This is a genomic window from Streptomyces sp. NPDC005551 (assembly GCF_042871785.1).
GTDB lineage: Bacteria > Actinomycetota > Actinomycetes > Streptomycetales > Streptomycetaceae > Streptomyces.
The window spans coordinates 215,318-241,148 of the sequence record NZ_JBIAJE010000004.1 but is presented as its reverse complement, the minus strand read 5'-3'; the positions used below and the strand labels follow the sequence as shown (position 1 = coordinate 241,148).

The following is a 25,831-nucleotide window of genomic DNA, read 5'->3' as shown; positions in this document are numbered from 1 at the left end:
CTCTCGGTTCACTCGAAGAGGGTGCGGAGTTGTCCACAGAGGTGGATATCTCCACAGAAGAACGGGCCTCGCTGGTTCACGACCCCGAAGACATGGGAGGCTCTGTTCATTGCGAGCCTGAAGTCGAGGAGAGTGAATCCTTGCGGTCCAACGCCAACATCGCGGGACCGATGACCGATCCGGTCCCCGGTCCCCGTACCGAGTCGATGGGGGAGGATGTTTCACGTGAAACACCGCCCCCGATGGACGACACTCCCATCGGTCGTGCTGCCCAACTGGCAGTAGAGGCTCTGGGGCGTGCCGGCGAAGGCCTGCCACGGCCGGAGCAGACACGCATTATGGTGGTCGCCAACCAGAAGGGCGGGGTGGGCAAGACCACCACCACGGTGAACCTGGCCGCGTCTCTCGCTCTGCACGGTGGCCGTGTCCTGGTGATCGACCTCGACCCTCAGGGCAATGCCTCCACCGCGCTGGGCATCGACCATCACGCCGAAGTGCCTTCCATCTACGACGTGCTGATCGACAGCAGGCCGCTCTCCGAGGTCGTCCAGCCGGTCCCGGACGTCGAGGGTCTCTTCTGTGCGCCCGCCACGATCGATCTCGCCGGTGCGGAGATCGAGCTGGTGTCCCTGGTGGCACGGGAGAGTCGCCTGGAGAAGGCGATCCAGGCGTATGAGCAGCCGCTGGACTACATCCTCATCGACTGCCCGCCCTCGCTCGGTCTTCTCACGGTCAACGCCCTCGTCGCCGGCGCGGAAGTCCTGATCCCGATTCAGTGCGAGTACTACGCACTGGAGGGGCTGGGTCAGCTTCTGCGTAACGTCGATCTTGTTCGGGGTCACCTCAACCCGAACCTGCATGTGTCGACCATCCTGCTCACCATGTACGACGGCCGGACCCGACTGGCGTCCCAGGTCGCGGACGAGGTGCGCAGCCACTTCGGCAAGGAGGTCCTGCGGACGAGCATCCCGCGCTCCGTCCGTATCTCGGAGGCCCCGAGCTACGGGCAGACGGTGCTGACTTACGATCCAGGATCGAGCGGTGCCCTCTCCTATCTCGAGGCGGCACGAGAAATCGCTTTGCGTGGCGTAGGAGTGGCCTACGACGCGCAGCATGCCCATGTGGGCGCACAGAATGATCAGAGCATGGTGGAGGGGATCCAGTGAGCGAGCGACGGAGGGGGTTGGGCCGTGGTCTCGGCGCACTGATCCCGGCTGCCCCGACAGGGGACAAAGTGGCGGGGTCGGTTTCGGGTGGCTCCGCAGGTGGCGCATCCATCTCGCCGACAGCCGTACCTGTACTCACCGCCGAGCGAGGAGTGGCGGCGGCGAGGGTGGCCACGCTTCCCCCTGTTCCACGTGAAACAGAGGAGCACGCGTCCTACGCGGCAGTGGAGAAGCCTGCGGAACCGGTCGGCGCCCACTTCGCCGAGTTGCCGCTGGACTCCATCACGCCGAACCCGCGGCAGCCCCGTGAGGTGTTCGACGAGGACGCGCTTGCCGAGCTGGTCACCTCCATCAAAGAGGTCGGACTGCTTCAGCCGGTCGTCGTACGTCAGGTCGGCCCCGGGCGCTACGAACTCATCATGGGCGAGCGGCGCTGGCGAGCCTGCCGGGAGGCCGGGCTCGATGCGATTCCCACAATCGTGCGCGCCACGGACGACGAGAAGCTCCTCCTGGACGCTCTCCTCGAGAACCTGCACCGGGCTCAGCTGAACCCGCTGGAAGAGGCGGCCGCCTACGACCAGCTCCTCAAGGACTTCAACTGCACCCACGACCAGCTGGCGGACCGCATCGGTCGTTCGCGGCCGCAGGTGTCCAACACCCTGCGTCTGCTGAGGCTTTCGCCCTCGGTCCAGAAGCGGGTGGCGGCCGGGGTGCTGTCCGCGGGGCATGCGCGGGCTCTGCTCTCCGTCGACGACTCGGAGGAGCAGGACCGGCTTGCTCACCGGATCGTGGCCGAGGGGCTCTCGGTGCGGGCCGTCGAAGAGATCGTCACGCTCATGGGGTCCCGGCCACAGAGTGCGCCGCGATCCAAGGGCCCACGGGCCGGGGCGGTCCTTTCTCCCGCCCTGAGTGATCTCGCGACGCGTCTCTCGGACCGTTTCGAGACACGGGTGAAGGTCGACCTGGGACAGAAGAAGGGCAAGATCACCGTCGAGTTCGCCTCCGTGGAAGACCTGGAGCGGATCCTCGGCAGTCTTGCCCCAGGGATGGGTCCAGTCCTGCAAAAAAGCCTTCAGAACGACGACTCCGACGAGACGGACGCCTAAGGCGTAACGATCCCGTCTGCCACGAAAGCGGGCCGTGTCCGGTGTGTGCCGGAAACGGCCCGCTCTTTGCTTTCTGGCGGTATCTATGGAATCGCATCGTGGATACGATGCGATGGGGTATGGCTTTGCACCTGGCGATACTTTCATCGGGGAGGCGGACGGGAGCCATGCAGACCGTGAGCCGTTCCGGACTGATCACCACCGGCCCTACGCCGAGTAGTGGTCGGCGGCTTCGTCGGCAGCCTCCTCAGAGAGCGAAGCACTCTGACAGCCGCCCGCGGCGCAGCGGGTGAGGAAAGCGAGGAACTGCCTTCATGGGGCGCCGGCTCGTACCGCTTACGCTGGACAACCTTCAGGACCTTCCCCAGCGCTGCCACTCGTGTGTCTTCTGGGAACTCGACCCCGTCAGCGGTGAAGCAGCGATAAAGGCGGGCACGCCTGCGTTGGAGAAGGAAGCCTGGATCTCGGCCGTCCTGCTCGACTGGGGATCGTGTGGCCGCGTCGTCTACGTCGACGACGAGCCGGTCGGATTCGTGATGTACGCGCCCCCGGCCTACGTTCCCCGCTCCATGGCCTTCCCCACCAGCCCGGTCTCGCCGGACGCGGTCCAGCTGATGACCGCCTTCATCCTGCCGGGGTATCAGGAGCAAGGACTTGGCCGTGTGATGGTTCAGACGGTGGCCAAGGATCTGCTGCGCCGGGGATTCAAGGCGATCGAGGCGTTCGGGGACGCTCAGTGGAAAGAGCCGGCGTGCCTGCTGCCCGCCGACCATCTGCTGGCCGTTGGCTTCAAGACGGTGCGGCCTCACCCCAGATATCCGCGACTCCGCCTGGAGCTGCGTACGACGCTCTCCTGGAAGGAAGACGTGGAGCTGGCACTGGACCGGCTGTTGGGGGCGGTCCAGAAGGAGCCCGCGCTGCGCCCCCTGTGATCACGGTGGAGTGCTGAGGCTTCTCGTGCGAATGGGCCAACCCCAGGGGGTTGGCCCATTCGTGTTTCACGTGAAACATCGCCGTCGGCGTGACGGCTCCACGACTACTCGGCGATGAAGTCCTCGAGGTCACGCACGATGGCCGCCTTCGGCTTCGCACCGACGATGGTCTTGGCGACCTCCCCGCCCTGGTACACGTTCAGGGTCGGGATGGACATGACGCCGTACTTGGCGGCCGTGCCCGGGTTCTCGTCGATGTTGAGCTTCACGATCTCGATCTTGTCCCCGTACTCGGCGGCGATGGCCTCGAGCGACGGAGCGATCTGGCGGCACGGACCGCACCAGGCGGCCCAGAAGTCCACCAGGACGGGCTTGTCGCTCTTCAGGACGTCCTGCTCGAAGGAGTCGTCGGTCACGTTCTTGAGGGTGCCGGCCACGGCGGGCTCCTTAACTCGGTGATGCGGTGAGGCGTACGGGGGGTCAGACAGTGGTCTTCTCGGGCTCGGCGGTTGCCTCGCCGTCAGCCAGGGCGGCAAGGAAACGCTCCGCGTCGAGAGCGGCGGAACAGCCGGTGCCGGCCGCGGTGATCGCCTGCCGGTACGTGTGGTCGACGACATCGCCGGCACCGAAGACGCCAGTGAGATTCGTCCGGGTCGAGGGAGCGGCGACCTTGAGGTATCCCTCGTCGTCCAGCTCGAGCTGACCCTTGAAGAGCTCGGTACGCGGGTCATGGCCGATCGCGATGAACAGGCCGGTCACCGCCAGGTCGGAGATCTCGCCGGTCTTAAGGTTCCGCAGCTTGAGGCCGGAGAGCTTGGGGTCGCCCTCGATCTCGGCGACCTCGCTGTCCCAGATGAACTTGATCTTCGGGTCGGCGAAGGCGCGCTCCTGCATGGCCTTCGAGGCGCGCAGGGTGTCCCGGCGATGGACGATCGTCACCGACTTGGCGAAGCGGGAGAGGAACGTGGCCTCTTCCATCGCGGTGTCGCCGCCACCGATCACAGCGATGTCCTGGTCCTTGAAGAAGAAGCCGTCGCAGGTGGCGCACCAGGAGACGCCGCGTCCGGAGAGGGCGTCCTCATTCGGCAGGCCGAGCTTGCGGTGCTGCGAGCCGGTGGTGACGATCACGGCCTTGGCGCGGTGCACTGTGCCGGCGGTGTCCGTGACGGTCTTGATCTCGCCGGTCAGGTCGACGGAGACGACGTCGTCCGGGACGAGCTCGGCACCGAAGCGCTCGGCTTGGGCACGCATGTTGTCCATGAGCTCGGGGCCCATGACCCCGTCCTGGAAGCCGGGGAAGTTCTCCACCTCGGTGGTGTTCATCAGCGCGCCGCCTGCGGTGACGGCGCCCTCGAACACCAGCGGCTTCAGCGACGCGCGCGCGGTGTAGAGCGCCGCCGTGTAGCCGGCGGGCCCGGAGCCGATGATGATCACGTTACGGACGTCGCTCACGGCTTGATTCCTCGTCTCTGGAGACTGCTGCGTACTGCCGGTGGGAGCCTCGCTCTGAACTCTCACCCGACCCAACGGATCCTAAGGGGCTTGCATTCCCAGTGTGTCCGGGCACACGAAGTCGGCACAGGGTACGCGGGTGCGGCGGATGGCGCAGATCGAGTCCGCCCGACGTCCACGACGGCACCGACAGCGCCTGTCCGGTGGGGACCGGACCGCTCGGCAGTCCGGTCCACACGTGATGATCAGCGCCGTTCGTAGGAGCGCTTCACCAGAACCTTGCCCGCGGACGTCGACTCCTGGTCCACGCACGTCGCGTCGACGACATAGACCGTGACCTGCGCGGGGTCCGATGTGTGCGGCAGGACGACCAGGTAAGCGCTCGTGCCCTTGTACACACCCTCGGAGGCGGCGAGGACGGTGTCGCTGCGGTTGATGGCCCGTTCAATGCACACCGGCACCTGTACGCCGGTCTCCTGGAGCGTCTTCGGCTCGCTGCTGCCGGACCCCGAGGTACCCGACTCGACGCCCCAGGGCTTCTTGCTGCCGGTGCCGGAGCCGGATTGCGCCAGCAGATCCGCTACTTGGTTCCCCAGCTTGCCGTCGACGAAGGTGTGCGCCTCGTCGGTGTGCTTCTGCGGCGCTGTGGCGGGAGTGTCCCCGGGATTCTCATCGGTCAGCGACTGGACGAGGAGAGTTCCGAGCCCGAGTGCGGCGGCAGCGAAAGCGGTACCCAGAGCAAGGGTGCCCCGGCGACCGCGCCGCAGGCGAGGGGCGCGGCCCGGGCCGGTGGTGGCGCGGGCATGACCGGGGGGCCGGTTTCCTACGGGCGTGGTGGATGTTTCACGTGAAACACGGTCGCCCTCGGCGTCGACTTCGGCCGACGCGTCGGACCCGGCGCCAGCACCCGCCGCATCCGGGCCGACAGTCGTGGCGCTCAGCAGGGCCTCCGCTGCCAGCGCGGCATCGATCCGTTCCGCCACATCGGCGGGCATCCGGGCGGGACCGGGCAACGTACCCAGCAGTCCTCGGACTTCCTCCAGGGAGGCGTAGACGTCGGCGCAGAGCGGGCAACCGTCCAGGTGCTGCCGGACATCCGTGCTGCGGGCAGGGGGGAGCAGGCCTTCGGTGAGGTCGGAGAGCTCCGATACGTCCGGGTGGCCGGCCGTGCCGGTCATGGATGTCACGCTCGCCCACCTCCGCCCTTCACCGCGGCCGAGTCGCTCGGCCCTGACGCCTGTGCTCCCGCGTCCTGCGGTCCCGTGTCCTGTGACGCTGCTGCGGGTGGGACGGATGTCCCCTGGGTCCGGTTCCTTCCACCGCCCGGCTTCTCCCCGTCCTGGTCGCTTCCGCTTCCCGCACGGAGATGGGCGAGCAACGGCAGCAGTCTGGCTCTGCCCCGGGCGCAGCGGCTCTTCACCGTGCCCGTGGGTACGTCGAGGACGCGAGCGGCTTCGGCAACGGGGTACCCCTGCATGTCCACCAGAACGAGGGCCGCTCGCTGGTCGGGCGGGAGCGTGCCCAGAGCCTCGACGAGTTCGCGGTGGAGGTCGTTGCGCTCGGCGGGCGCGGATGCCGACTCGTGCGGCCCGAGGAGCTGTTCGAAACGCTCGGCGTCGTCGACCGGCGACGTCTTTCTGGACGCGGTCTTCCTGGCTCGGTCCAGGCAGGCGTTGACCGTGATGCGGTGCAGCCAGGTGGTGACGGCGGACTGGCCACGGAAGGTGTGGGCGGCCCGGTAGGCGGACACCAGTGCGTCCTGAACCGCGTCAGCGGCCTCCTCGCGGTCTCCCAGGGTTCGCAGGGCCACCGCCCACAAGCGGTCGCGGTGCCGCCGCACGAGCTCGCCGAAGGCCTCGGAATCCCCCTCGACGTGGCGGGTCAGAAGATCCTGATCGCTCACGTCGCCGTACGCGCCGTCATCGGCCATAGGACCCCTCCCCTCCGTCGACGAGTCGTCAGCCGGTGAACTTCACATCCGTCACGGCCTGCTTGAAGCCGGCACTGCTGAACTCGTCCTTGCCCGCGTACGGCGCCGCGGTGATCCACACCAGGACGTACCGCGTCTTCACGGCCTTGTCCGCGGAGATCTTCAGCTGCCGGCCGGAGGTCGTCGCCGAGGCGATCTTCTTCATGGAACCGAGCGAGGCGGACGAGGAGAACGAGTCCGCCGCATACAGCGAGACCGTGGTGTGGTCGCCGATGTAGTTCAGCCCTATCGATGCCGAAGCGAGGCTACGGTCGGATCCGAGGTCGTAGATGATGCCCACACCCTGCTTGAACGGTGCGAGCACCGGCCCGTCGTTGTAGGAGTAGGTCCGCCAGTACGTCGAGCTGTCACCGTCGTAGGTCAGGCCGACATCGCCGGCGTGCTGCGGCTTTCCGTCCGGGAAGTACTCCTGGGCGCCCCGGATCGGGATCGGCCTGACCGGCCTGTGCTTGTTGCTGTTCTTGTCGTTGCCGTCGGTGGTCTGCGTCTTGTTGGTCTCGTCGTTCTCGCTGCGGTCCATCAGGGCGTCCGCCAACTGCCAGCTGCCGAGGCCCAGCGCGGCGATGAGCAGTGCGGAAACCGCCCACTTCAGTACCTTGCCGGTGCGACTCTGCAAGGGTGGCGGCGGGGGTGCGAGGGACTGGGTGACACCCGGATGGAGCGTCTGGCGCCCGTACGTGCCCTGCTGATAGGTGGTGCGCTGATAGTCGGGCGGGGCGGTGAACGCGGGCTCCGGCGGGCGGATGCGGGGCATCTCGCCGATCGCCTTCACCAGCTCCTCCGGCGTCGTGCACGCCGGCTCCTGGCGCGAGGCGGTCGCGCCGTCGTTGGCGAGCGCGCGCATGGCCAGTTCCGACAGGCCGCGGTGGACGCCCGCCCGGACCTGGTCGGGAGCGATCAGTCCGACGTCCTTGGGCAGCCCGGACAGGCCGTACGCGTCGTCCTCGTAGGGCCAGCGCTGAGTGAGTGCCGCGTACAGCAGTGCGCCGATCGCCTCGGTGTCCGTGCGCTGCGGCGTGTCGGAGCTGATGCCCCGCAGGGCGGCGTTGACGGCGAGGCCGCGGATGCGCCACTGGCCCGACGAGGAGCGCAGGACGGCCCCCGGTGTCAGCCGGAGATGCGCGAGCCCTTCGCGGTGGGCGGCGGCCATGGCCTGGGTGACCTGGGTGACCATCTGGTAGGCCTCGTGCACCTCCAGCGGACCCGCGGCGAGGAGCGAGGTCAGCTCCGTGGCGTCAGGGAGCCACTCATGCACGACATAGACGAGGTCGTTCTCCTCGACCGCGTCCAGCACCTGGACGAAGCGGGGGTCACCGAGCAGCGCGGAGGACCGGGCAGCGGCCAGCACCGAGCGGGCCCGGCTGTGGTCGGCGGGGAGGAGATGCACGCCGACGGCGCGGCGGAGCTTCTCGTCCACCGCGCGCCAACTGCTGAAACCGTCCAGACGAGTGACGCACTCCTCGAGACGGTAGCGTCTGGCGAGCTTGTGGCCGCTGTGCAGTTCGGGCGGTGAGACCCTTCCGGGACTCTCGGTCCCCCCGCTCACTTGTGCCTCGTCGCTCTCCGTGTCCCGCTCCAGGTTCTGGGCCACCCCGTCGGCCGTGGACTGGTCCGCCTTCGCGGTCAGCGGCTCGTCATCACCGCTGTTGTCTGCCACGTCGACGGCAGCCGTGCTCCGTTCTGCCACCGTCGCTCCTGCCTCCCCATCCGTTGCGCGCTGTCCGACGCAGAAACCAATTGTGCCCACAGTCCGGTGCTATGCACGACACACAGCGGCGAACGATGGTTGTGCGCTTACCCGCGCGTCAACGCCCCAGCCGCCCGCGGACCATGCCGACCATGGAGTTGAGCTCCTCGATGCGCATCTTCCGCGCGGCGACGTAGAAGACGCCGAGCAGGAGGGCGCCGCCGCCGACGAGCGCGAGGAAGGAGCCGCCGACGCCCTGTCCGAGGGACTGGCTCATGCCGTAGCAGGCCGCACCGCTGATGAGCGCTGCCGGGACCGCCGCGATGGCCAGCCGGGCGTACGTGCGCAGGACGCGGGCTCCGTCCAGGTCGCCGCCGAGGCGCTTGCGCAGCCTGCTCCAGGCGATGCCGACACCGATCGCGTAGGCGAGGCCGTACGAGGCGGCCATACCGACCACCGCCCACCGGGAGGGCAGTAGGAAGAAGCAGAGGGCTGAGGCACCGGCGTTGACGGCGGCGACGATGACCGTGTTGTAGAAGGGCGTCCGCGTGTCCTCGTACGCGTAGAAGGCGCGGAGGACCACGTACTGGACGGAGTACGGGATCAGGCCGAGGCCGAACGCCATCAGCATGAAGCCCATGTTGGTGGCCTCGCTGGTCCCGGAGGAACCGAAGATCAGCGTGCACATGGGGATGCCGAGCGCCACGAAACCGAACGAGATGGGCACGATCGCGACGGCCGTGGTGCGAAGGCCCTGGGAGATGTCGTCGCGTACGGCGCCGGTGTCGCCCTCGTTGGCCGAGCGGGAGAGCCGCGGCAGCAGAGCGGCCATCAGCGACACCGTGATGATGGCCTGGGGCAGGCCCCAGATGAGCTGGGCGTTGGCGTAGGCGGCGAAACCGGTGCCGTCTACGGGAGAGGCCTTGCCCGCCGCGGTGGAGAGCTGGGAGACCACGATCGCGCCCGCCTGGTTGGCGAGGACGAAGAGCACGGTCCACTTCGCGAGCATCGCGGCCTTGCCGAGGCCGTGGCCCTTCCAGTCGAACCGCGGACGCAGCCGGAAGCCGGTCTCCCGCAGGTACGGGATCATCGCGAGGGCCTGCACGACGAGACCGAGCAGAACGCCGACGCCCAGGAGCTTCTCGCCCTCCGGCGGGATGGTCGTGACCTTCATGCCGGAGTTCGCCGCGGAGCCGTACACCCAGATGAACAGGCCGAGGGTGACGATGATGACGATGTTGTTGAGGACCGGGGTCCACATCATGGCGCCGAACTTGCCGCGCGCGTTGAGGATCTGTCCCATCACCACGTGGACGCCCATGAAGAAGATCGTGGGCAGGAAGTAGCGGGTGAAGGTGACGGCGACGTCGTTGGCGGCCGGGTTGCCGGCGATCCCGGCCGAGAGCATGCGGACCAGCAGCGGAGCACCTGCGACCGCCAGCACGGTGAGCGCGCCGAGGGCGACCATGACGAGTGTCAGCAGCCGGTTGGCGTAGGCCTCGCCGCCGTCCTCGTCGTCTTTCATGGCGCGGACGAGCTGCGGTACGAAGACGGAGTTGAGGCCGCCGCCGACGGTCAGGATGTAGATCATGGTCGGCAGCTGGTAGGCGATCTGGAAGGTGTCACCCAGCAGGCCGACGCCCAGCGCCGAGACGATCAGCGCGGAGCGGATGAAGCCGGTGAGCCGGGACACCATCGTGCCGGCGGCCATCACCGCGCTCGACTTCAGAAGTCCCGAGGCCCGGCCGGCTTTCTTGGGTGCGGCAGCGGCTGCGGCAGCGGCGGGGGAGGGCGAGGGGGCCGGGGCGGGGCCGTTCGGCCCCGGGTGCGCGGACGGTGCGGGGGACGGGCTCGGCACGGCCGTGGCGTCCATGGCAGGGCGGACTCTGTCCTGCTGCTGGTCCCGGAAGAGGTGGGCGAAGGCGTCGGGCTCGTGACGTTCCTCGCCGGCCTGGGTGACCAGGTCGTCCACGCCCACGAACTGGGTCGTGCGGGGGTCCTCACCGTAGGGGAGGTGCCGGGTCGGGCCGGCGGGCTCGGGCGGGGGTGTCTGGGCCCACACACGCGGGTCGGGTGCGTACTGCTGCGGCTGCGGCTGGGCGTAGAGCGGCGGCTGGGGCGGGTACGTGCCCGGCGGAGGCGGCGGGTGCGCCGCACGGTCGTAGAGCGCCTCGGTCACCGGATCCTGGGCCGAGAGGTCCTGCCCGCGGTACGGATCCTGGTCGTAGGCGTCCTGGAAGTACATGTCCGCGGGGGGCCCCGGTGGCGTCTGGCCGGGCTCGGGCGGCGGACCCCCGGGATAGCCCGAGTCGCCCGCGCCCTGACCGCGGTCACCGTCGTACGGCGCGTTCATGGTTACCCCACCTCATCGTCCCCGGGCCCACCGGCCACGACATCGCTCAACGGTCCACTCTCTCACCCGTGCCGGACGGGTCGGTGCTTTCCGGTGCGGTGTCCGGTGTCGGGTCACTCGGGTGCTCCGGGTTGCCTGCCCCCAGCTCCGTGCCGGACTTACCCGCGGGGCGGTCCTGGGAGCCCGTGGAGTCGGTGTCCTCAGTGTCTACGGTGCCGTCGCCGTCCTTGTTCAGGATCTCGTCCTCGGGACCCTCCTCCGGCTCCTCCTCGGCCTGCCGGGCCACCGCGCGCTTGCGCTGCGTGTACATCCGGAAGCCGGCGAGCACGAGGAGCAGGACGCCGCCGGCGATGACCAGCATGACCGTGGGCGTGATCTCGTTGACGTCCACGTCGAAGGCGACGGGGGCGCCGTAGGCCTGGCCGTCCGTCGTGTAGAGCTGGGCGACGACCCTGACGGGGCCGTTGGCGTTGGCGTTGGTGATGAACTTCACCGACTGGCTGTGTCCGCCCGAGACACCGATGGGCTGCTCGTCGTAGGGGCCGTCATCGATCTTGAGACGGGTGGGCTGCTCGGACGTGAGGCGCAGGACGAGGTTGTCGACGCCCTGAACCAGGTTGTTCTGCACCGTCACCGGGATCTTGGCACTGCGGCCCGAGAGTTTCGTCTCGGACTTGTCGATCAGCCTGACCTGATCCGTGAGCACCCTGAGATACGCGTTCACGCCGGAGCGGAAGGTCGCCGCCTCCGTGGCACGGCCGCGCCACGAGGTGGACATGCTCCGGTCCATGGCCCGCCCGAACGGGGTGACGACGCGGTCGGGGCTGATGAGGATCACTTCGAAGCCGTCCAGCTTGCGCTGGATCTTCTCGATGTCTTCGAAGGCCGACACCGGCAGCTGCTGCCGGCGCAGCGCGGAGGAGTACGCGGAGGCGGCCGGGACCCGGGTCGTGGCGTCCGGGTCCGGCTTGGCGTCGGCGGCCGCGGTCAGCTCCTGGGACCGGGACCAGTTCCCGTCTTGGAGCGCCGTCAGCGCCTGCGCCATGGTCTGGGCCTGGCTTCCCGAGGGCATCCGCTGCGGGGCGACCACGATGCTGCGCTGCTTGTCGGGCTGCTGCAGGCTGGTCACCAGGCTCTGGGCGAGGAACTCCTGGACGGCACGCGTCGAGGTGTCCGCCTTGGTCATGTCGCCCTGGAACACCGTGGACAGACGGGCGTCCGCGACGACCGCCGTGGTGCCGCCGCCGATGGGCCGGGCCGCATTGGGCGTGTACGGGAGGCCGCCGGTCTCCCTGAGGCTGTCACTGCGGGCGATCACCTTGTCGGCACCGGCTGAGGTGGCCACCTTGACGATCGACGGGTCGATCGCGCCGTCGACGGGCCAGGCGAAGTCGGTGCTCGGAGTCACGTGCAGGATCGTCTTCACGGTGTCCGAGGCGACGTCGGTGGCGTCCTTGAGGTGGCTCAGGGAGCCGGTGACGTTCCTGCCGTTGTGGGCGAGCGAGGCGAGGTCGGGATCGGCGAAGGGAAGGGCGACGACTTCCTTGTCCGCAACCGCCTTCTCCAGCTTCAGCAGCCAGGCGTCGGCGACCCTGCGGTTGCTGCCCGCCGTCGTGGTGCCGCCCCTGCCCTGGATCCGGTAGCCGTCCCTCATCGCGTCGACGGAGGCCAGCAGGTCCGGGTCGACGACCCAGGTGACGTCGAGCGTGCTGCCCAGCGACAGAAGCTGGTCCAGGCGGCCGCCGGGGGAGATCTCCTTGGCCAGGTCGTCGTTCTGGAAGACCGGGGTCTGCTGCTCGTTCGAACCGGTCTCCGCCGTGAGGTGCACGCTTGAGATCAGCGGCCAGAGGTACGTCGTTCTGGTCCTGGTGTCCGCGGGCTCGGGCTGCCACGGGAGGAACGTGCGCTGGATGCCGAGCACCTGCTCGTACGGCAGGGCCACCGACCGGCCGGAGAGGGAGACGCCGAGCGGATAGACGCCGTCGTCCCCCAGGTCCAGTTCCTTGACCGGCACCGAGATGCTGAAGTGCTGCGAGACGCCCGGCGTGAGCTTCGCGAATTCCTCGGCGTACTTGTCACCCACCGGGGCGCCGTCGAGTCCCGGCTGGTAGCGGGTGCGCTTGGTCACCGTGTCGAGGGCGGTGCGGCTGGCGAGCGAGGGACCGAGGCGCAGGTCCACGCGGGCGTCGGTGACCGGCTGCCTGCCCCTGTTGGTGACCGTGCCCGAGACGGTGAGGGTGTCACCGTCCGTAGGGGCGCTGGGGCTGAGGGAGTCCACGGAGACGTCGACGGTGCCGGACGACGAGGCGTCGGCCGGGGAGGTCTGCTCGGCGGCCTGGGCAAGCGGGGACGACAGCTGGACCAGGCCGGCCAGCAGGGGCAGACCCGCGAGCAGGACACCGGTGCGCCGCATCCAGCGGCGGGCAGGTGAGGGACTCGTCCCCTGGAAGTCTGCCGCCTCGGCCACGCGCTCGCCCGTCCCTCGTCGTCATCAGTGGTCGTCGGAATGTGCGTCCACGCATGGTAACGATGTGCGCGGAGGGGAAGTGCCGCGGTCTGCTCCACAAGATCGGCAGCCACTGCCGGCCTGTCCTCTATGTGCGTGTATCAGGGGTCGCGTCCAGGCCCGTTCCCCGGGACAGGGGTGTGCACGTTCAATGAAGGCGCCCGAGGTGGTGCGGGCCACGTACCCTTTTCTGTTGTGCCGAACGCCAACGAAGAGAACCCCAGCGCCCTGAGTCAGGTGCAGCGCCGCGCAGTGAGCGAACTGCTGCGGGTGTCCCCTGTCGCCGACGACCTCGCCCGCCGTTTCCAGGAGGCCGGGTTCTCGCTGGCCCTGGTGGGCGGCTCGGTCCGGGACGCGCTCCTCGGCCGGCTCGGCAACGACCTGGACTTCACGACCGACGCCCGCCCCGAGGACGTCCTGAAGATCGTGCGGCCGTGGGCGGACGCCGTGTGGGAGGTCGGGATCGCCTTCGGCACCGTGGGGGCGCAGAAGGACGCTCGCGTCGGTGACGTGCAGCAGTCCTTCCAGATCGAGATCACGACGTACCGCTGCGAGGCGTACGACCGGACCTCGCGCAAGCCCGAGGTGTCCTACGGCGACTCCATCGAGGAGGACCTGGTCCGCCGCGACTTCACCGTGAACGCGATGGCCGTCGCGCTTCCGGAGAAGGAGTTCATCGACCCGCACGGTGGTCTGGAGGACCTCGCGGGGCGTGTTCTGCGTACGCCCGGCACTGCGGAGGAGTCCTTCTCCGACGATCCGCTCCGGATGATGCGCGCCGCCCGCTTCGCGGCACAGCTCGACTTCGAGGTCGCGCCCGACGTTCTCGCCGCGGTGAAGGACATGGCCGGGCGCATCGAGATCGTGTCCGCGGAGCGGGTGCGGGACGAGCTGAACAAGCTGATCCTGGCCGCCCAGCCGCGCAAGGGTCTGACGCTGCTCGTCGAGACCGGGCTGGCGGATCACGTACTGCCGGAGCTTCCCGCGCTGCGACTGGAGCGGGACGAGCACCACCGGCACAAGGATGTCTACGAGCACACTCTGATCGTGCTGGAACAGGCGATGGCGCTGGAGGAGGACGGTCCCGACCTCGTTCTTCGGCTTGCCGCGCTGCTGCACGACATCGGCAAGCCCAGGACGCGCCGCTTCGAAAAGGACGGGCGGGTCTCCTTCCACCACCACGAGGTGGTGGGCGCCAAGATGACCAAGAAGCGGATGACGGCTCTCAAGTACTCCAACGAGCTGGTGAAGGACGTCTCGCGGCTGGTCGAACTCCACCTGCGCTTCCACGGGTACGGCACGGGTGAGTGGACGGATTCCGCGGTCCGGCGTTACGTCCGCGACGCGGGGCCCCTCCTCAGTCGCCTCCACAAGCTGACGCGGTCCGACTGCACCACGCGCAACAAGCGCAAGGCGACCGCGCTCTCGCGTGCGTACGACGGTCTGGAGGAGCGCATCCTCCAGCTCCAGGAGCAGGAGGAGCTGGACTCCATCCGGCCGGACCTCGACGGCAACGAGATCATGGAGATCCTCGGTATCGGCCCGGGCCCGGCGATCGGACAGGCCTACAAGTTCCTGCTCGAACTGCGTCTGGAGAACGGCCCGATGGAGCATGAGGCGGCGGTGGCGGCTCTCAAGGACTGGTGGGCCGCGCAGGCCTGAGTTCCGAGGACGGAAGAACGGTGTCGTGTTTCACGTGAAACACGACACGGATACGCCGAGGGGCGGTGTTTCACGTGAAACACCGCCCCTCGGCGTATACCGACCGAGTTGTTACTTGGTCTCCTTGAGGCAGAGCACCACGTTGTGGCCGCCGCCGGACTGGACGTAGTACACCGTCGCGGCGGAGACGCTCTCGCACTTGCTGTCGTCGCTGGTGTTGTCGAACTTCTCGACGACCTTGTACTGGGAGTCGCTCGAGGAGCAGTCGACCTCGTTGAGGTCGGCGTTGGAGGTAGTGCCGTCGTTGTGCATGCAACTGCCCACCGACGTGGTCTCCGCGTCGCTCTGACCGAAGTACCACTTCGCCCCGTACAGGCCTATGGCGACCAGGATCAGGGCGACGACGCGCATGGCCTTCTTGCCGAACCGCTTGGCCGGAGCCGGCGGCGGGACCGGAGCCCCGGGCTGCTGCGGGAACGGCGCGTAGGGCTGCTGCGGGGGGACCCCGGGCTGCTGGTCCGCCGGAGCGGTGGGCTGGGCGGCGTAAGGATTCTGGCCCTGCGGCGGCGGCGAAACGGTCACTTGGGGGTCCCCCTCGAACGATGAGAGCACGTGGCGTGAAATAAGACGCACGTAAACTATCGGGATTCACAGGCCACTCTGTAGCCAGGAGGAGCTCTGTGGCGTTGATGTGACACTTACTGACGAGCAAAACGGGTCATAGATACAGCAACTGTCGCGTAGATAACGGCGATCGTGACCACCAGGGACACCGATCGTCCGTCAGGGGGCAGCAGGAGAGCGGCCACTGCGGCTGCGGCGACGAACGCGACGTTGAACAGCACGTCGTAAACGGAGAAGATCCGGCCACGGAAGCCGTCGTCGACGCAGCACTGGACGATCGTGTCCGTGGCGATCTTCGCGCCCTGCGTGGTCAGGCCCAGGACGAAGGCGGCGGCCAGCATCGGGGGCACGGCGAACGGAAGAGCCAGCGCGGGCTCCAGAAGCGCGGCGCCGGCGGCGCAGACGGCGATCCAGCGGGCCGGCCCCATGGTCCCGGCGACCGCTGGAGACAACACGGCGGCTGCGAAGAAGCCGGCGCCGGAGAAGCCCACCGCGAGGCCCAGAAGAGCGAGGCCGTCCTCGGAGTCCGACGACCAGGCGTACCGGCAGAGCATCAGCACCATGACCGTGAGGGCGCCGTAGCAGAAACGCATCAACGTCATGGACGCGAGAGCCCGGGCGGCGTCCCTGCGGGCCGGCTCGGACAGATGACGCATGCCCGCCGCGAGCCCGCGGGCCGTGTCGGCGAGCGTCGACCACAGGCGCGGACGCACGAGCTGGCGGTCGGGTCCGAGCAGGTCCGGCGGTATGCGCAGGGCGGTGAGTGCCGCGCACAGGTACACGGCCGCTCCGACGAGCACCACGACGGCATTGGAGTCCACGGTCAGCAGCCGTACGGCGAGGGCGAGGGCCCCGCCCGCGGTCGCGCTGAGTGTTCCCGCCGTCGGGGACACCGAGTTCGCGATGACGAGCCGTTCGGAGTCGACGACCCGCGGCAGTGAGGCCGAGAGGCCCGCCAGGACGAAGCGGTTGACCGCGGTGACGCACAGCGCCGAGGCGTAGAAGAGCCAGTCGGGGACGTGGCTGAGCATCAGGACGGCCGTCACGCATGCCAGCAGCGCCCGCAGCAGATTGCCGTGGACGAAGACCTGCCGACGCCGCCAGCGGTCCAGCAGGACGCCCGCGAAGGGACCCACGAGGGAATACGGAAGGAGCAGTACCGCCATGGCCGAGGCGATGCCGGCGGCCGAGGTCTGCTTCTCCGGCGAGAACACGACGTACGTGGCGAGCGCGACCTGGTACACGCCGTCGGCGCCCTGGGACAGCAGCCGGACGGCGAGCAGGCGTCTGAAACCCTGGAAGCGCAGGAGCACGCGCAGGTCACGCACGACGGACATGGGGCCCAGCCTCACATACGAGGAGGGCCCCCGGGCGGCGACCCGGGGACCCTCAACTGGCTCGCGACAGCGGCGCTTTAGCGCTCGACCTCGCCCTTGATGAACTTCTCGACGTTGGCGTAGGCCTCGTCGTCGAAGTACTGGACGGGCGGGGACTTCATGAAGTAGCTCGACGCGGAGAGGATCGGGCCGCCGATGCCGCGGTCCTTGGCGATCTTCGCGGCGCGCAGGGCGTCGATGATGACACCCGCGGAGTTCGGGGAGTCCCAGACCTCGAGCTTGTACTCCAGGTTCAGCGGAACGTCGCCGAAGGCGCGGCCCTCGAGGCGGACGTACGCCCACTTGCGGTCGTCCAGCCAGGCCACGTAGTCCGAGGGGCCGATGTGCACGTTCTTCGCGCCCATGTCGCGGTCGGGGATCTGCGAGGTGACGGCCTGCGTCTTCGAGATCTTCTTCGACTCGAGGCGGTCGCGCTCCAGCATGTTCTTGAAGTCCATGTTGCCGCCCACGTTGAGCTGCATGGTGCGCTCGAGACGGACACCGCGGTCCTCGAACAGCTTCGCCATCACACGGTGCGTGATGGTGGCGCCGACCTGCGACTTGATGTCGTCGCCGACGATCGGGACGCCCGCCTCGGTGAACTTGTCGGCCCACTCCTTGGTGCCGGCGATGAAGACCGGAAGGGCGTTGACGAAGGCGACCTTGGCGTCGATGGCGCACTGGGCGTAGAACTTCGCCGCGTCCTCGGAACCGACGGGCAGGTAGCAGACGAGAACGTCGACCTGCTGGTCCTTGAGGACCTTGACCACGTCGACCGGGGTCTCGGCGGACTCCTCGATGGTCTCCCGGTAGTACTTACCGAGGCCGTCGAGGGTGTGGCCGCGCTGGACCGTGACGCCCTTGTTCGGGACGTCGCAGATCTTGATGGTGTTGTTCTCGCTGGCGCCGATGGCGTCCGAAAGGTCGAGGCCGACCTTCTTGGCGTCCACGTCGAACGCGGCGACGAACTCGACGTCACGGACGTGGTACTCGCCGAACTGCACGTGCATCAGGCCCGGCACCTTGGACGCCGGGTCGGCGTCCTTGTAGTACTCGACGCCCTGGACCAGCGACGCGGCGCAGTTGCCCACGCCGACGATGGCTACGCGAACCGAACCCATTCCGGTTGCTCCCTGTGTGTACTCGGTGAGACCCCGAATGGGTCTCACGTGGTGGTGTCGTCGGACGGATCCGGCCGGGAGCTGTCCCGGTGCCGGGGCAGGCCGCCCGTCTCTCCAGATGTGCTGTCCTGCTGAGCGGGTCCTTCGGGGCCGGAACGCTTCTGGTCCCGTCCGGCCCGCTCACTCTCGATGAGCTCGTTCAGCCAGCGCACTTCGCGCTCCACGGACTCCATTCCGTGCCGCTGGAGCTCGAGGGTGTAGTCGTCGAGGCGCTCCCGGGTGCGCGCCAGCGAGGCGCTCATCTTCTCCAGGCGTTCCTCCAGCCGACTGCGGCGGCCCTCCAGTACGCGCATGCGTACGTCGCGCGACGTCTGTCCGAAGAACGCGAAGCGGGCGGCGAAGTGCTCGTCCTCGTACGCGTCGGGGCCCGTCTGCGCGAGCAGCTCCTCGAAGTGTTCCTTACCTTCCGCCGTCAATCGGTAGACGATCTTGGCGCGACGCCCCGTGAGTGAAGCGGCGAGGGCGTCCTCAGGTGTGGACCCCGGCTCCTCGATCAACCAGCCGTTGGCGACCAGCGTCTTGAGGCAGGGGTAGAGCGTTCCGTAGCTGAACGCACGGAACACACCAAGTGACGTATTGAGACGTTTGCGCAGCTCGTAGCCGTGCATCGGAGACTCGCGGAGCAGGCCGAGTACGGCGAACTCGAGGATGCCGGAACGCCGGCTCATGATCGCCTCCTCCCTGTCGCTGTCACGTCGGCACGGCCTCTATGCCGGGCTGATGTATCGACTCGATACATCAGCACGATAGAACGCCGCTACGGATGCGACAAGAGGGGAGATGGTGAACGGCGTCACATCACTGATTCGTAGCAAGTGAGTTGCCTGATTTGGGGTGAACTTGGGCCCTCGGTGGGTTTTGACGGTGCGTAGTCTGTGCGCCATGCAGACCGCCGGGAACCGAGTGATGCCCGGGGACGTCCCTGTCCTCGGTGCAGTACGGGTGAATGCGATGACTGCCGCATCCGTACTTCGGGGGGACCGGAAACCAGCCGCCGTTTCCAGGCGCGCAAAGGTGCGCCTGCCCGAGGAGTAATCGTTCGATGAGCGAGCACCGTCGCAAACCGCCGCAGCCGCAGGGCGGCGGGCGTGCCGCGGCCCGACGCGGTCAGCCCGGCCCGTCCTCCGGTCGCCGTGCCGCACCGCGGGGCGTCACCGGGTCTCCTTCCGATGCCTACGGCTCAGGGGGTGAGGAGCGCCCGTACGGGAGCCGTGCCGAGGCCCGGCGGGCCGTCCAGAGGAACAGTGGGGGCGGCCGGCGCCGAACTGCCGAGGGCGCAGGCGCCGGCGGGTCCGGAGGCGTGGGCGGCGGAAGGCGGGGCGGCCCCGGTGGACCCGGCGGTCCCGGGCGCGGCCGAGGCCGTCCAGGACCCGACAAGAAACGCTTCGTCGACTATCCCCGTGCGGGCAGATACGGCGCGTCGCGCTGGGTGCCCTCCTGGAGGCTCGTGACGGGGCTGTTCATCGGGTTCTTCGGCAGCCTGGTGGCGGTCGCGGGCGTGGCGTACGCGCTGGTGGACGTGCCGGACGTGGCCAAGACCGCCGAGGCGCAGAACAACGTCTACTACTGGTCGAACGGCAAACAGATGGTCGCGACCGGCGGTGAGACGAACCGCCAGATCATCAGCTACGAGAAGATCCCCAAGGCGATGCGCTTCGCCGTCATGTCGGCCGAGAACAAGACGTTCGAGAACGACAGGGGTGTCGACCCGATGGGCATCGCCCGGGCCTTTGTCAACATGGCCAAGGGCGGTCAGACGCAGGGCGGCTCCACCATCACCCAGCAGTACGTGAAGAACGCCATGCTGGACGACCAGTCGCAGACGATCTCCCGGAAGTTCAAAGAGCTGTTCGTCTCCATAAAGGTGGGTGCTCAGGAGCCCAAGGAGAAGATCATGGCCGGCTACCTGAACTCCGCGTACTACGGGCGCAACGCCTACGGGATCCAGGCGGCCGCACATGCGTACTTCGACAAGGACGCCCAGAAGCTCAATGAGAGCCAGTGCGCCTTCCTCGCCGCCGTGCTGAAGGGCGCCACCTACTACGACCCGGCCGGTGCCGAGTCGATCGACCCCGTCGGTGCCACTCCCGAGGCGAATCAAAAGCGCGCCGTCGCCCGGTGGAAGTGGATCCTCGACGAAGAGGTCAAGGACGGGCGCCTGTCGCCCACGGTGCGTGCGAAGTTCACATCCTTCCCGAAGATGCAGAATCCCCGGTCCAATGCCCAGCTGAGCGGTCAGATCGGCTACCTCGTCGACCTGGCGAAGGCATACCTGATCAACAACTCGGACAAGACCGGGATCACGGCGAACAAGCTCCAGCAGGGCGGCTACGAGATCCACACGACCTTCGACCAGGGCAAGGTCAAGGCTCTCGAGAAGGCCGTGAAGGACGTCCGCAAGAAGAACATCAAGCCCGAGCTGCGTCCGGACAAGGACAAGTACGTTCAGTTCGGTGGAGCGTCCGTCGACCCGGACACGGGCGCGATCAAGGCCATCTACGGTGGCGAGGACGCGACCAAGCACTTCACCAACAACGCCGACCAGACCGGTGCCCAGGTGGGTTCGACGTTCAAGCCGTTCGTGCTGGCAGCGGCCATGTCCTGGGGTGTGCGCAACCCTGACGGCGACCCGGAGCAGGCACAGGACGAGCGCACCATCGTCTCGCCGAAGAGCCTGTACAGCGGCAGGAACAAGCTCAAGATCGAGGAGTACAACGGGAACGTCTGGCAGGACAAGGACGGCAACGAATGGCTGCAGAAGAACGACGGCAATGAGTCGTACAACCCGCCGTCCTTCAACATCGACCTCCGTGAGGCGATGAGGGTCTCCGCGAACTCGGCGTACGTGCAGCTCGGTATGGACGTCGGCCTGGAAAAGGTCAGGGATGCCGCCATGGAGGCGGGCATTCTCAAGACCAGCCTGGCCAGCGCCAACTTCCCCTCGTTCTCGATCGGCACCTCGGACCCGAGCGCGATCCGGATGGCCGGCGCGTACGGCACGTTCGCCGACAGCGGCAAGCAGCACGACCCGTACTCGGTCGAGGAAGTCACCGACAAGCACGGCACGGTCTTCCAGCACGAGAACAAGTCCAAGCAGGCCTTCACCTCGGAGGTGGCCGACAACGTCACCGATGTGCTGAAGACCGTGGTCGACGAGGGCACCGGTACAGCCGCCCAGCTCCCCGGCCGTCCGGTGGCCGGCAAGACCGGTACCACCGACGGCAACAAGTCCGCCTGGTTCGTCGGCTACACCCCGCAGCTCTCCACCGCGATCACGATGTACCGGATGGACGACAACGAGAGCAGCAAGAAGCGCGAGTTCCTGGAAATGTACGGAACGGGTGGCCAGGAGAAGATTCACGGCGCCTCGTTCCCGGCCGAGATCTGGCACGACTACATGGCGCAGGCCCTCAAGAATGAGCCGGTGAAGAACTTCCCGACGCCCAAGGACATCGGCACGGTCGTCAATGACGTACCGACGCCGACCGTGACTCCCTCGGTGACCGAGAGCCGGAAGGCAAGTCCGACGCCGAGCGAGACGCCCAGCGAGACTCCCTCGTCGTCCTCGCCCTCGCCCTCGCCGAGCGAGAGCTGTGGCAAGTGGGACTGGAACTGCAACAACAACGGCGGGACCAACACGGGCGGCACCGACACCGGCGGTACGGACGGCGGCGTGACGTCTTCACCGACGGAGTCCACCGGGACCGGAAACACGCGAGGCAACGGCAACGGAGGCCTCTTCGGCGGTCCGGGCGGATAGCGAGCCCTGCCGGCCGAAGTGTGTTTCACGTGAAACATGGGCCGCCGCACCGACCAGGTGCGGCGGCCCTCGGCGTATTCCCAGGTGCGTACGGCAGGATGTGCGGCATGCCCAGTGCAGAAACGACGCGAGCGAGCGTGCACGAGCCGGAACCGGTACACCCGACCAGGGAGGACGAGGTCGCCGCGAACGGCAGTGAGCTGATCGGTGGCCCCCTCGGACGACGAGCGCTGCCGGGGACGTCCTGGTGGACCCCCGTGCGGGTCGTCGCGCTCATCGCGATCGGCATGTTCGCCCTCGGCATGGTGCAGAAGCTGCCCTGCTACGACGGCGCCTGGTTCTTCGGTGCCAGCTCCCAGTACACGCACGCGTGCTACTCGGACATCCCGCACCTCTACCAGGGACGCGGCTTCGCCGACGGGCTCGTACCGTACTTCGACAAGCTCAGCGGCGACATGGACTACCTCGAGTACCCGGTGCTCACCGGTGTGTTCATGGAGGTCGCCTCCTGGCTCACCCCAGGTAGCGGCAGCATCCAGCACCAGGAGCAGTTCTACTGGATGGTCAACTCCGGGATGCTGATGGTGTGCGCGGCGATCATCGCCGTGTGCGTCGCACGCACCCACGCACGCCGCCCCTGGGACGGTCTGCTGGTCGCCCTCGCCCCCGCTTTCGCCCTGACCGCCACCATCAACTGGGACCTGCTGGCCGTCGCTCTGACCGCCGCCGCCATGCTGATGTGGTCCCGGGGCCGCTCCCTCGCGTTCGGCGTCCTGCTGGGGCTCGCCACGGCCGCCAAGCTCTATCCGTTCCTGCTGCTGGGCCCGCTGCTGATGCTGTGCTGGCGTGCCGGAAGGTGGCGTGAGTTCCGGATCGCGGTGGGCGGCGCGGTCGTGGCCTGGCTCGCCGTGAACCTGCCCGTGATGGTCTTCGCTTTCGAGGGCTGGTCGAAGTTCTACACCTTCAGCCAGGAGCGCGGGGTCGACTTCGGCTCCTTCTGGCTGATCCTCTCCCAGCGCTGGCAGAGCTCTCTCCTGACCACGGACAACATCAACACGTTCGCCACCGTCCTGATGCTGCTGGCCTGCGTGGGCATCGCCGCGCTCACGGTGACGGCCCCCCGCCGTCCGCGCTTCGCGCAGCTCGCCTTCCTGATCGTCGCGGCCTTCATCCTCACCAACAAGGTCTACTCGCCCCAGTACGTGCTGTGGCTGGTCCCCCTTGCCGCGCTGGCCCGCCCGCGCTGGCGCGACTTCCTCATCTGGCAGGCGTGCGAGGTCGCGTACTTCGTCGGGATCTGGATGTACCTCGCGTACACGACCAGCGGAGAGGCCCACAAGGGCCTGCCCACCGAGGGGTACCAGGCCGCCATCGCCGTGCACCTGCTGGGGACGCTGTACATCTGTGCCGTGGTGGTGCGGGACATCCTGCTGCCGGAGCGGGACCCGGTGCGCCGGGCCGGCGACGACGACCCGTCGGGAGGTGTGCTGGACGGCGCTGAGGACGTGTTCGTCGTGGGGGCCGCGGCGCATCCGCCCCGGCACGCGGCGCACGTCGAAGGAACTCAGGTCGAATGGGGTGCGCGGAACGCGAACACGGAGGACAGTTCGCTCTGAGCGAACGAGCCGCAGCAGCCACGCGAAAGGCCGTACACGGTGTCCGTGTACGGCCTTTCGTCCTTGGTCCAGGCGGTCCCGCCCGGCCCTCGTGCGGTCAGCGGTCGACGATCCGGTCGAACTGCGTGGTGGTGTGCCGCAGATGGGCCACCAGTTCCTCGCCCACCTTCGGCTCGGGGGCGTCCGAGGGCACGAAGAGGATCGAGACCTGCATGTGGGGCGGCTCCGCGAACCAACGCTGCTTGCCGCCCCAGACGAACGGGGAAAGGTTGCGGTTGACCGTCGCGAGGCCCGCGCGGGCGACGCCCTTGGCGCGCGGCATGACGCCGTGCAGCGCCTTGGGGGCCTCCAGCCCCACCCCGTGCGACGTACCGCCCGCCACGACGACCAGATAGCCGTCCGAGGCCGCCTTCTGCTGCCGGTAGCCGAAGCGCTCGCCCTTGGACACGCGCGTGACGTCAAGGACGGCGCCGCGGTACTCGGTCGCCTCGTGGTCCCCCAGCCACAGCCGCGTACCGATGCGGGCGCGGAAGTGGGTCTGCGGGAACTGCTGCTGAAGGCGGGCGAGTTCGTCGGCCTTGAGGTGGCTGACGAACATCGTGTGCAGCGGCAGACGGGCCGCGCGCAGGCGGTCCATCCAGCCGATGACCTCCTCGACGGCGTCCGAACCGTCCGTGCGGTCCAGCGGCAGGTGGATGGCGAAGCCTTCCAGCCGCACGTTCTCTATGGCGGAGTGCAGGTGGGGCAGATCCTGTTCACTCACGCCGTGCCGCTTCATCGAGGACATGACCTCGATGACGACGCGGGCGCCCACGAGGCCGTACACGCCGTCTATCGACGATACGGAGCGGATGACACGGTCGGGCAGCGGTACGGGCTCCTCGCCCCTCCTGAACGGCGTCAGGACCAGCAGATCGCCACCGAACCAGTCCTTGATCCGGGCGGCCTCGTACGTGGTGCCGACGGCGAGGACGTCCGAGCCGAGGCGCGTGGCCTCGTCGGCGAGCCGCTCGTGGCCGAAGCCGTAGCCGTTGCCCTTGCAGACGGGTACGAGCCCCGGGAACTGCTCCTGCACGTGCTTGTGGTGTGCCCGCCAGCGCGCGGTGTCGACGTTGAGCGTGAGCGCCATGGCCGGTCCCGGAACCTTTCTCGTGGCTGCGGTGTATCAGAGGTATGAAAGGAAAGTGTGGCGGATCCGCCGGGCCTTCGCGGCGATACCGCGCCGCGTAGACGGCGCGGAGGGCGGACCGGACCGGGTCAGCGGCGCGACATATACATATCGAGAGCCTTGTGGAGCAGCTTGTTGAGCGGGAAGTCCCACTCGCCGAGGTACTCGGCCGCCTGCCCGCCCGTGCCCACCTTGAACTGGATCAGACCGAAGAGGTGGTCCGTCTCGTCCAGCGAGTCGGAGATGCCGCGCAGGTCGTAGACCGTCGCGCCGAGGGCGTACGAGTCGCGCAGCATCCGCCACTGCATCGCGTTCGAGGGCCGGACCTCGCGGCCGATGTTGTCCGAGGCGCCGTACGAGTACCAGACGTGGCCGCCGACGACGAGCATTGTCGCCGCGGACAGGTTCACCCCGTTGTGCCGGGCGAAGTACAGCCGCATGCGGTTGGGGTCCTCGTTGTTGAGTGCCGTCCACATGCGCTGGAAGTACGAGAGCGGGCGGGGCCGGAAGTGGTCGCGCAGGGCGGTGATCTCGTACAGCCGCTGCCACTCCTCCAGGTCATGGTAGCCACCCTGGACGACCTCGACGCCCGACTTCTCGGCCTTCTTGATGTTGCGGCGCCACAGCTGGTTGAAGTTCCCGTGGACCTCTTCCAGCGACCGGTTGGCCAGCGGCACCTGGAAGACATAGCGGGGCTGCACGTCACCGAAGCCGGCGCCGCCGTCCTCACCCTGCTGCCAGCCCATGCGGCGCAGTTTGTCGGCGACCTCGAAGGCGCGGGGCTCGATGAAGTCCGCCTCGATGTCCCGCAGGCGCTTCACGTCGGGGTTCTGGATGCCGCCCTTGATGGACGCGGCCTCCCAGCGCCGGATGATCACCGGCGGGCCCATCTTCACGGAGAAGGCGCCCTGCTGCTTGAGGTGCGCGAGCATCGGCTGCAGCCAGTCGTCGAGGTTCGGAGCGAACCAGTTGATGACCGGGCCCTCGGGAAGATAGGCGAGATAGCGCTTGATCTTCGGCAGCTGGCGGTACAGCACCAGGCCCGCGCCGACCATCTCGCCGGTCCTGTCGTCGAACCATCCGAGGTTCTCGGAGCGCCACTCCGCCTTGACATCCGCCCAGGCGGGGACCTGCATGTGGCTCGCCGCGGGCAGGCTCTGGATGTATGCCAGATGCTGCTCTCGGCTGATGGTCCTCAGGGTCAGGCTCATTCGGGGCGCTCCTCGGCTGGTGTGGCCCGCGGGTGCAGGGG

General features: G+C 68.1%; 19 protein-coding genes. 6 read left to right on the top strand and 13 right to left on the bottom strand.

Annotated elements, in window-relative coordinates; translation table 11 throughout:
* The first annotated feature begins 92 nt into the window (after positions 1 to 92).
* The 3 genes from ACFYP4_RS13415 to ACFYP4_RS13405 all read left to right on the top strand — a co-directional run bounded on the left by ACFYP4_RS13415 (position 93) and on the right by ACFYP4_RS13405 (position 3,204).
* Entirely contained in the window at positions 93 to 1,166 is a 1,074-nt protein-coding gene (locus ACFYP4_RS13415; RefSeq protein WP_388785687.1) for a ParA family protein, read from the top strand.
* Entirely contained in the window at positions 1,163 to 2,272 is a 1,110-nt protein-coding gene (locus ACFYP4_RS13410) for a ParB/RepB/Spo0J family partition protein (RefSeq protein ID WP_388785278.1), read from the top strand. Before ACFYP4_RS13415 ends, ACFYP4_RS13410 begins: the two co-directional genes overlap by 4 nt.
* Before the next feature lie 314 nt (positions 2,273 to 2,586).
* Positions 2,587 to 3,204 (top strand): GNAT family N-acetyltransferase, encoded by a 618-nt coding sequence (locus ACFYP4_RS13405; protein ID WP_388785276.1) that lies wholly within the window; start codon positions 2,587 to 2,589, stop codon positions 3,202 to 3,204.
* A gap of 104 nt (positions 3,205 to 3,308) precedes the next feature.
* Here ACFYP4_RS13405 and trxA read toward each other — a convergent pair whose 3' ends face one another.
* The 7 genes from trxA to ACFYP4_RS13370 form a co-directional block, all read right to left on the bottom strand.
* Complete coding sequence (gene trxA, locus ACFYP4_RS13400) at positions 3,309 to 3,641, bottom strand: thioredoxin (protein ID WP_007383275.1); 333 nt, start codon at positions 3,639 to 3,641, stop codon at positions 3,309 to 3,311.
* 43 nt (positions 3,642 to 3,684) lie between these two features.
* Positions 3,685 to 4,656 (bottom strand): thioredoxin-disulfide reductase, encoded by a 972-nt coding sequence (trxB, locus tag ACFYP4_RS13395; RefSeq protein ID WP_388785274.1) that lies wholly within the window; start codon positions 4,654 to 4,656, stop codon positions 3,685 to 3,687.
* Positions 4,657 to 4,901: 245 nt separating this feature from the next.
* The gene (locus ACFYP4_RS13390; RefSeq protein ID WP_388785685.1) at positions 4,902 to 5,834 is read right to left on the bottom strand and encodes an anti-sigma factor family protein; all 933 of its coding nucleotides are present in this window, start codon (positions 5,832 to 5,834) and stop codon (positions 4,902 to 4,904) included.
* 5 nt (positions 5,835 to 5,839) lie between these two features.
* On the bottom strand, positions 5,840 to 6,586 hold the full coding sequence (gene sigM, locus ACFYP4_RS13385; RefSeq protein WP_358854529.1) for an RNA polymerase sigma factor SigM: 747 nt from the start codon (positions 6,584 to 6,586) through the stop codon (positions 5,840 to 5,842).
* Positions 6,587 to 6,614: 28 nt separating this feature from the next.
* Positions 6,615 to 8,333, bottom strand: coding sequence for a protein kinase family protein (locus ACFYP4_RS13380; protein ID WP_388785272.1), 1,719 nt, complete (start codon positions 8,331 to 8,333; stop codon positions 6,615 to 6,617).
* 118 nt (positions 8,334 to 8,451) lie between these two features.
* The gene (murJ, locus tag ACFYP4_RS13375; protein ID WP_358854527.1) at positions 8,452 to 10,686 is read right to left on the bottom strand and encodes a murein biosynthesis integral membrane protein MurJ; all 2,235 of its coding nucleotides are present in this window, start codon (positions 10,684 to 10,686) and stop codon (positions 8,452 to 8,454) included.
* 46 nt (positions 10,687 to 10,732) lie between these two features.
* A complete protein-coding gene (locus ACFYP4_RS13370) occupies positions 10,733 to 13,153 on the bottom strand; it encodes a DUF6049 family protein (protein WP_358854526.1) in 2,421 nt (806 codons plus the stop codon).
* Between the two features lie 234 nt (positions 13,154 to 13,387).
* Between ACFYP4_RS13370 and ACFYP4_RS13365 the strand changes: the two genes are divergently transcribed.
* A complete protein-coding gene (locus ACFYP4_RS13365; protein WP_358854525.1) occupies positions 13,388 to 14,854 on the top strand; it encodes a CCA tRNA nucleotidyltransferase in 1,467 nt (488 codons plus the stop codon).
* 111 nt (positions 14,855 to 14,965) lie between these two features.
* Here ACFYP4_RS13365 and ACFYP4_RS13360 read toward each other — a convergent pair whose 3' ends face one another.
* The 4 genes from ACFYP4_RS13360 to ACFYP4_RS13345 all read right to left on the bottom strand — a co-directional run bounded on the left by ACFYP4_RS13360 (position 14,966) and on the right by ACFYP4_RS13345 (position 18,703).
* Positions 14,966 to 15,436, bottom strand: a complete 471-nt coding sequence (locus ACFYP4_RS13360; protein WP_358854524.1) for a hypothetical protein — start codon at positions 15,434 to 15,436, stop codon at positions 14,966 to 14,968.
* Positions 15,437 to 15,552: 116 nt separating this feature from the next.
* Positions 15,553 to 16,815: an MFS transporter gene (locus ACFYP4_RS13355; RefSeq protein ID WP_358854523.1), complete on the bottom strand. Its 1,263-nt coding sequence runs from the start codon at positions 16,813 to 16,815 to the stop codon at positions 15,553 to 15,555.
* A gap of 77 nt (positions 16,816 to 16,892) precedes the next feature.
* Complete coding sequence (locus ACFYP4_RS13350) at positions 16,893 to 17,975, bottom strand: inositol-3-phosphate synthase (RefSeq protein ID WP_358854522.1); 1,083 nt, start codon at positions 17,973 to 17,975, stop codon at positions 16,893 to 16,895.
* Between the two features lie 44 nt (positions 17,976 to 18,019).
* Entirely contained in the window at positions 18,020 to 18,703 is a 684-nt protein-coding gene (locus ACFYP4_RS13345) for a PadR family transcriptional regulator (RefSeq protein WP_358854521.1), read from the bottom strand.
* 374 nt (positions 18,704 to 19,077) lie between these two features.
* On the opposite strand from ACFYP4_RS13345, the gene ACFYP4_RS13340 reads away from it, so the two are divergent.
* Both ACFYP4_RS13340 and ACFYP4_RS13335 read left to right on the top strand, forming a co-directional pair.
* Positions 19,078 to 21,795 (top strand): transglycosylase domain-containing protein, encoded by a 2,718-nt coding sequence (locus ACFYP4_RS13340; protein ID WP_388785268.1) that lies wholly within the window; start codon positions 19,078 to 19,080, stop codon positions 21,793 to 21,795.
* 107 nt (positions 21,796 to 21,902) lie between these two features.
* A complete protein-coding gene (locus tag ACFYP4_RS13335; protein ID WP_358854519.1) occupies positions 21,903 to 23,411 on the top strand; it encodes a glycosyltransferase 87 family protein in 1,509 nt (502 codons plus the stop codon).
* Positions 23,412 to 23,508: 97 nt separating this feature from the next.
* Here ACFYP4_RS13335 and ACFYP4_RS13330 read toward each other — a convergent pair whose 3' ends face one another.
* Positions 23,509 to 24,540, bottom strand: coding sequence for an alanine racemase (locus ACFYP4_RS13330; RefSeq protein WP_358854518.1), 1,032 nt, complete (start codon positions 24,538 to 24,540; stop codon positions 23,509 to 23,511).
* Positions 24,541 to 24,668: 128 nt separating this feature from the next.
* Positions 24,669 to 25,790, bottom strand: a complete 1,122-nt coding sequence (gene femX / locus ACFYP4_RS13325) for a peptidoglycan bridge formation glycyltransferase FemX (RefSeq protein WP_388785266.1) — start codon at positions 25,788 to 25,790, stop codon at positions 24,669 to 24,671.
* Positions 25,791 to 25,831: the final 41 nt, after the last annotated feature.

Bases quoted from the DNA above. Each gene is read 5' to 3' on its own strand.
- sigM (WP_358854529.1), bottom strand. From the start codon at position 6,586: ATGGCCGATGACGGCGCGTACGGCGACGTGAGCGATCAGGATCTTCTG.
- ACFYP4_RS13330 (WP_358854518.1), bottom strand. From the start codon at position 24,540: ATGGCGCTCACGCTCAACGTCGACACCGCGCGCTGGCGGGCACACCAC.
- ACFYP4_RS13345 (WP_358854521.1), bottom strand. From the start codon at position 18,703: ATGAGCCGGCGTTCCGGCATCCTCGAGTTCGCCGTACTCGGCCTGCTC.
- ACFYP4_RS13405 (WP_388785276.1), top strand. From the start codon at position 2,587: ATGGGGCGCCGGCTCGTACCGCTTACGCTGGACAACCTTCAGGACCTT.
- ACFYP4_RS13415 (WP_388785687.1), top strand. From the start codon at position 93: ATGGGAGGCTCTGTTCATTGCGAGCCTGAAGTCGAGGAGAGTGAATCC.
- femX (WP_388785266.1), bottom strand. From the start codon at position 25,790: ATGAGCCTGACCCTGAGGACCATCAGCCGAGAGCAGCATCTGGCATAC.
- ACFYP4_RS13390 (WP_388785685.1), bottom strand. From the start codon at position 5,834: ATGACCGGCACGGCCGGCCACCCGGACGTATCGGAGCTCTCCGACCTC.
- ACFYP4_RS13355 (WP_358854523.1), bottom strand. From the start codon at position 16,815: ATGTCCGTCGTGCGTGACCTGCGCGTGCTCCTGCGCTTCCAGGGTTTC.
- ACFYP4_RS13340 (WP_388785268.1), top strand. From the start codon at position 19,078: ATGAGCGAGCACCGTCGCAAACCGCCGCAGCCGCAGGGCGGCGGGCGT.
- murJ (WP_358854527.1), bottom strand. From the start codon at position 10,686: ATGAACGCGCCGTACGACGGTGACCGCGGTCAGGGCGCGGGCGACTCG.
- ACFYP4_RS13350 (WP_358854522.1), bottom strand. From the start codon at position 17,975: ATGGGTTCGGTTCGCGTAGCCATCGTCGGCGTGGGCAACTGCGCCGCG.
- ACFYP4_RS13335 (WP_358854519.1), top strand. From the start codon at position 21,903: ATGCCCAGTGCAGAAACGACGCGAGCGAGCGTGCACGAGCCGGAACCG.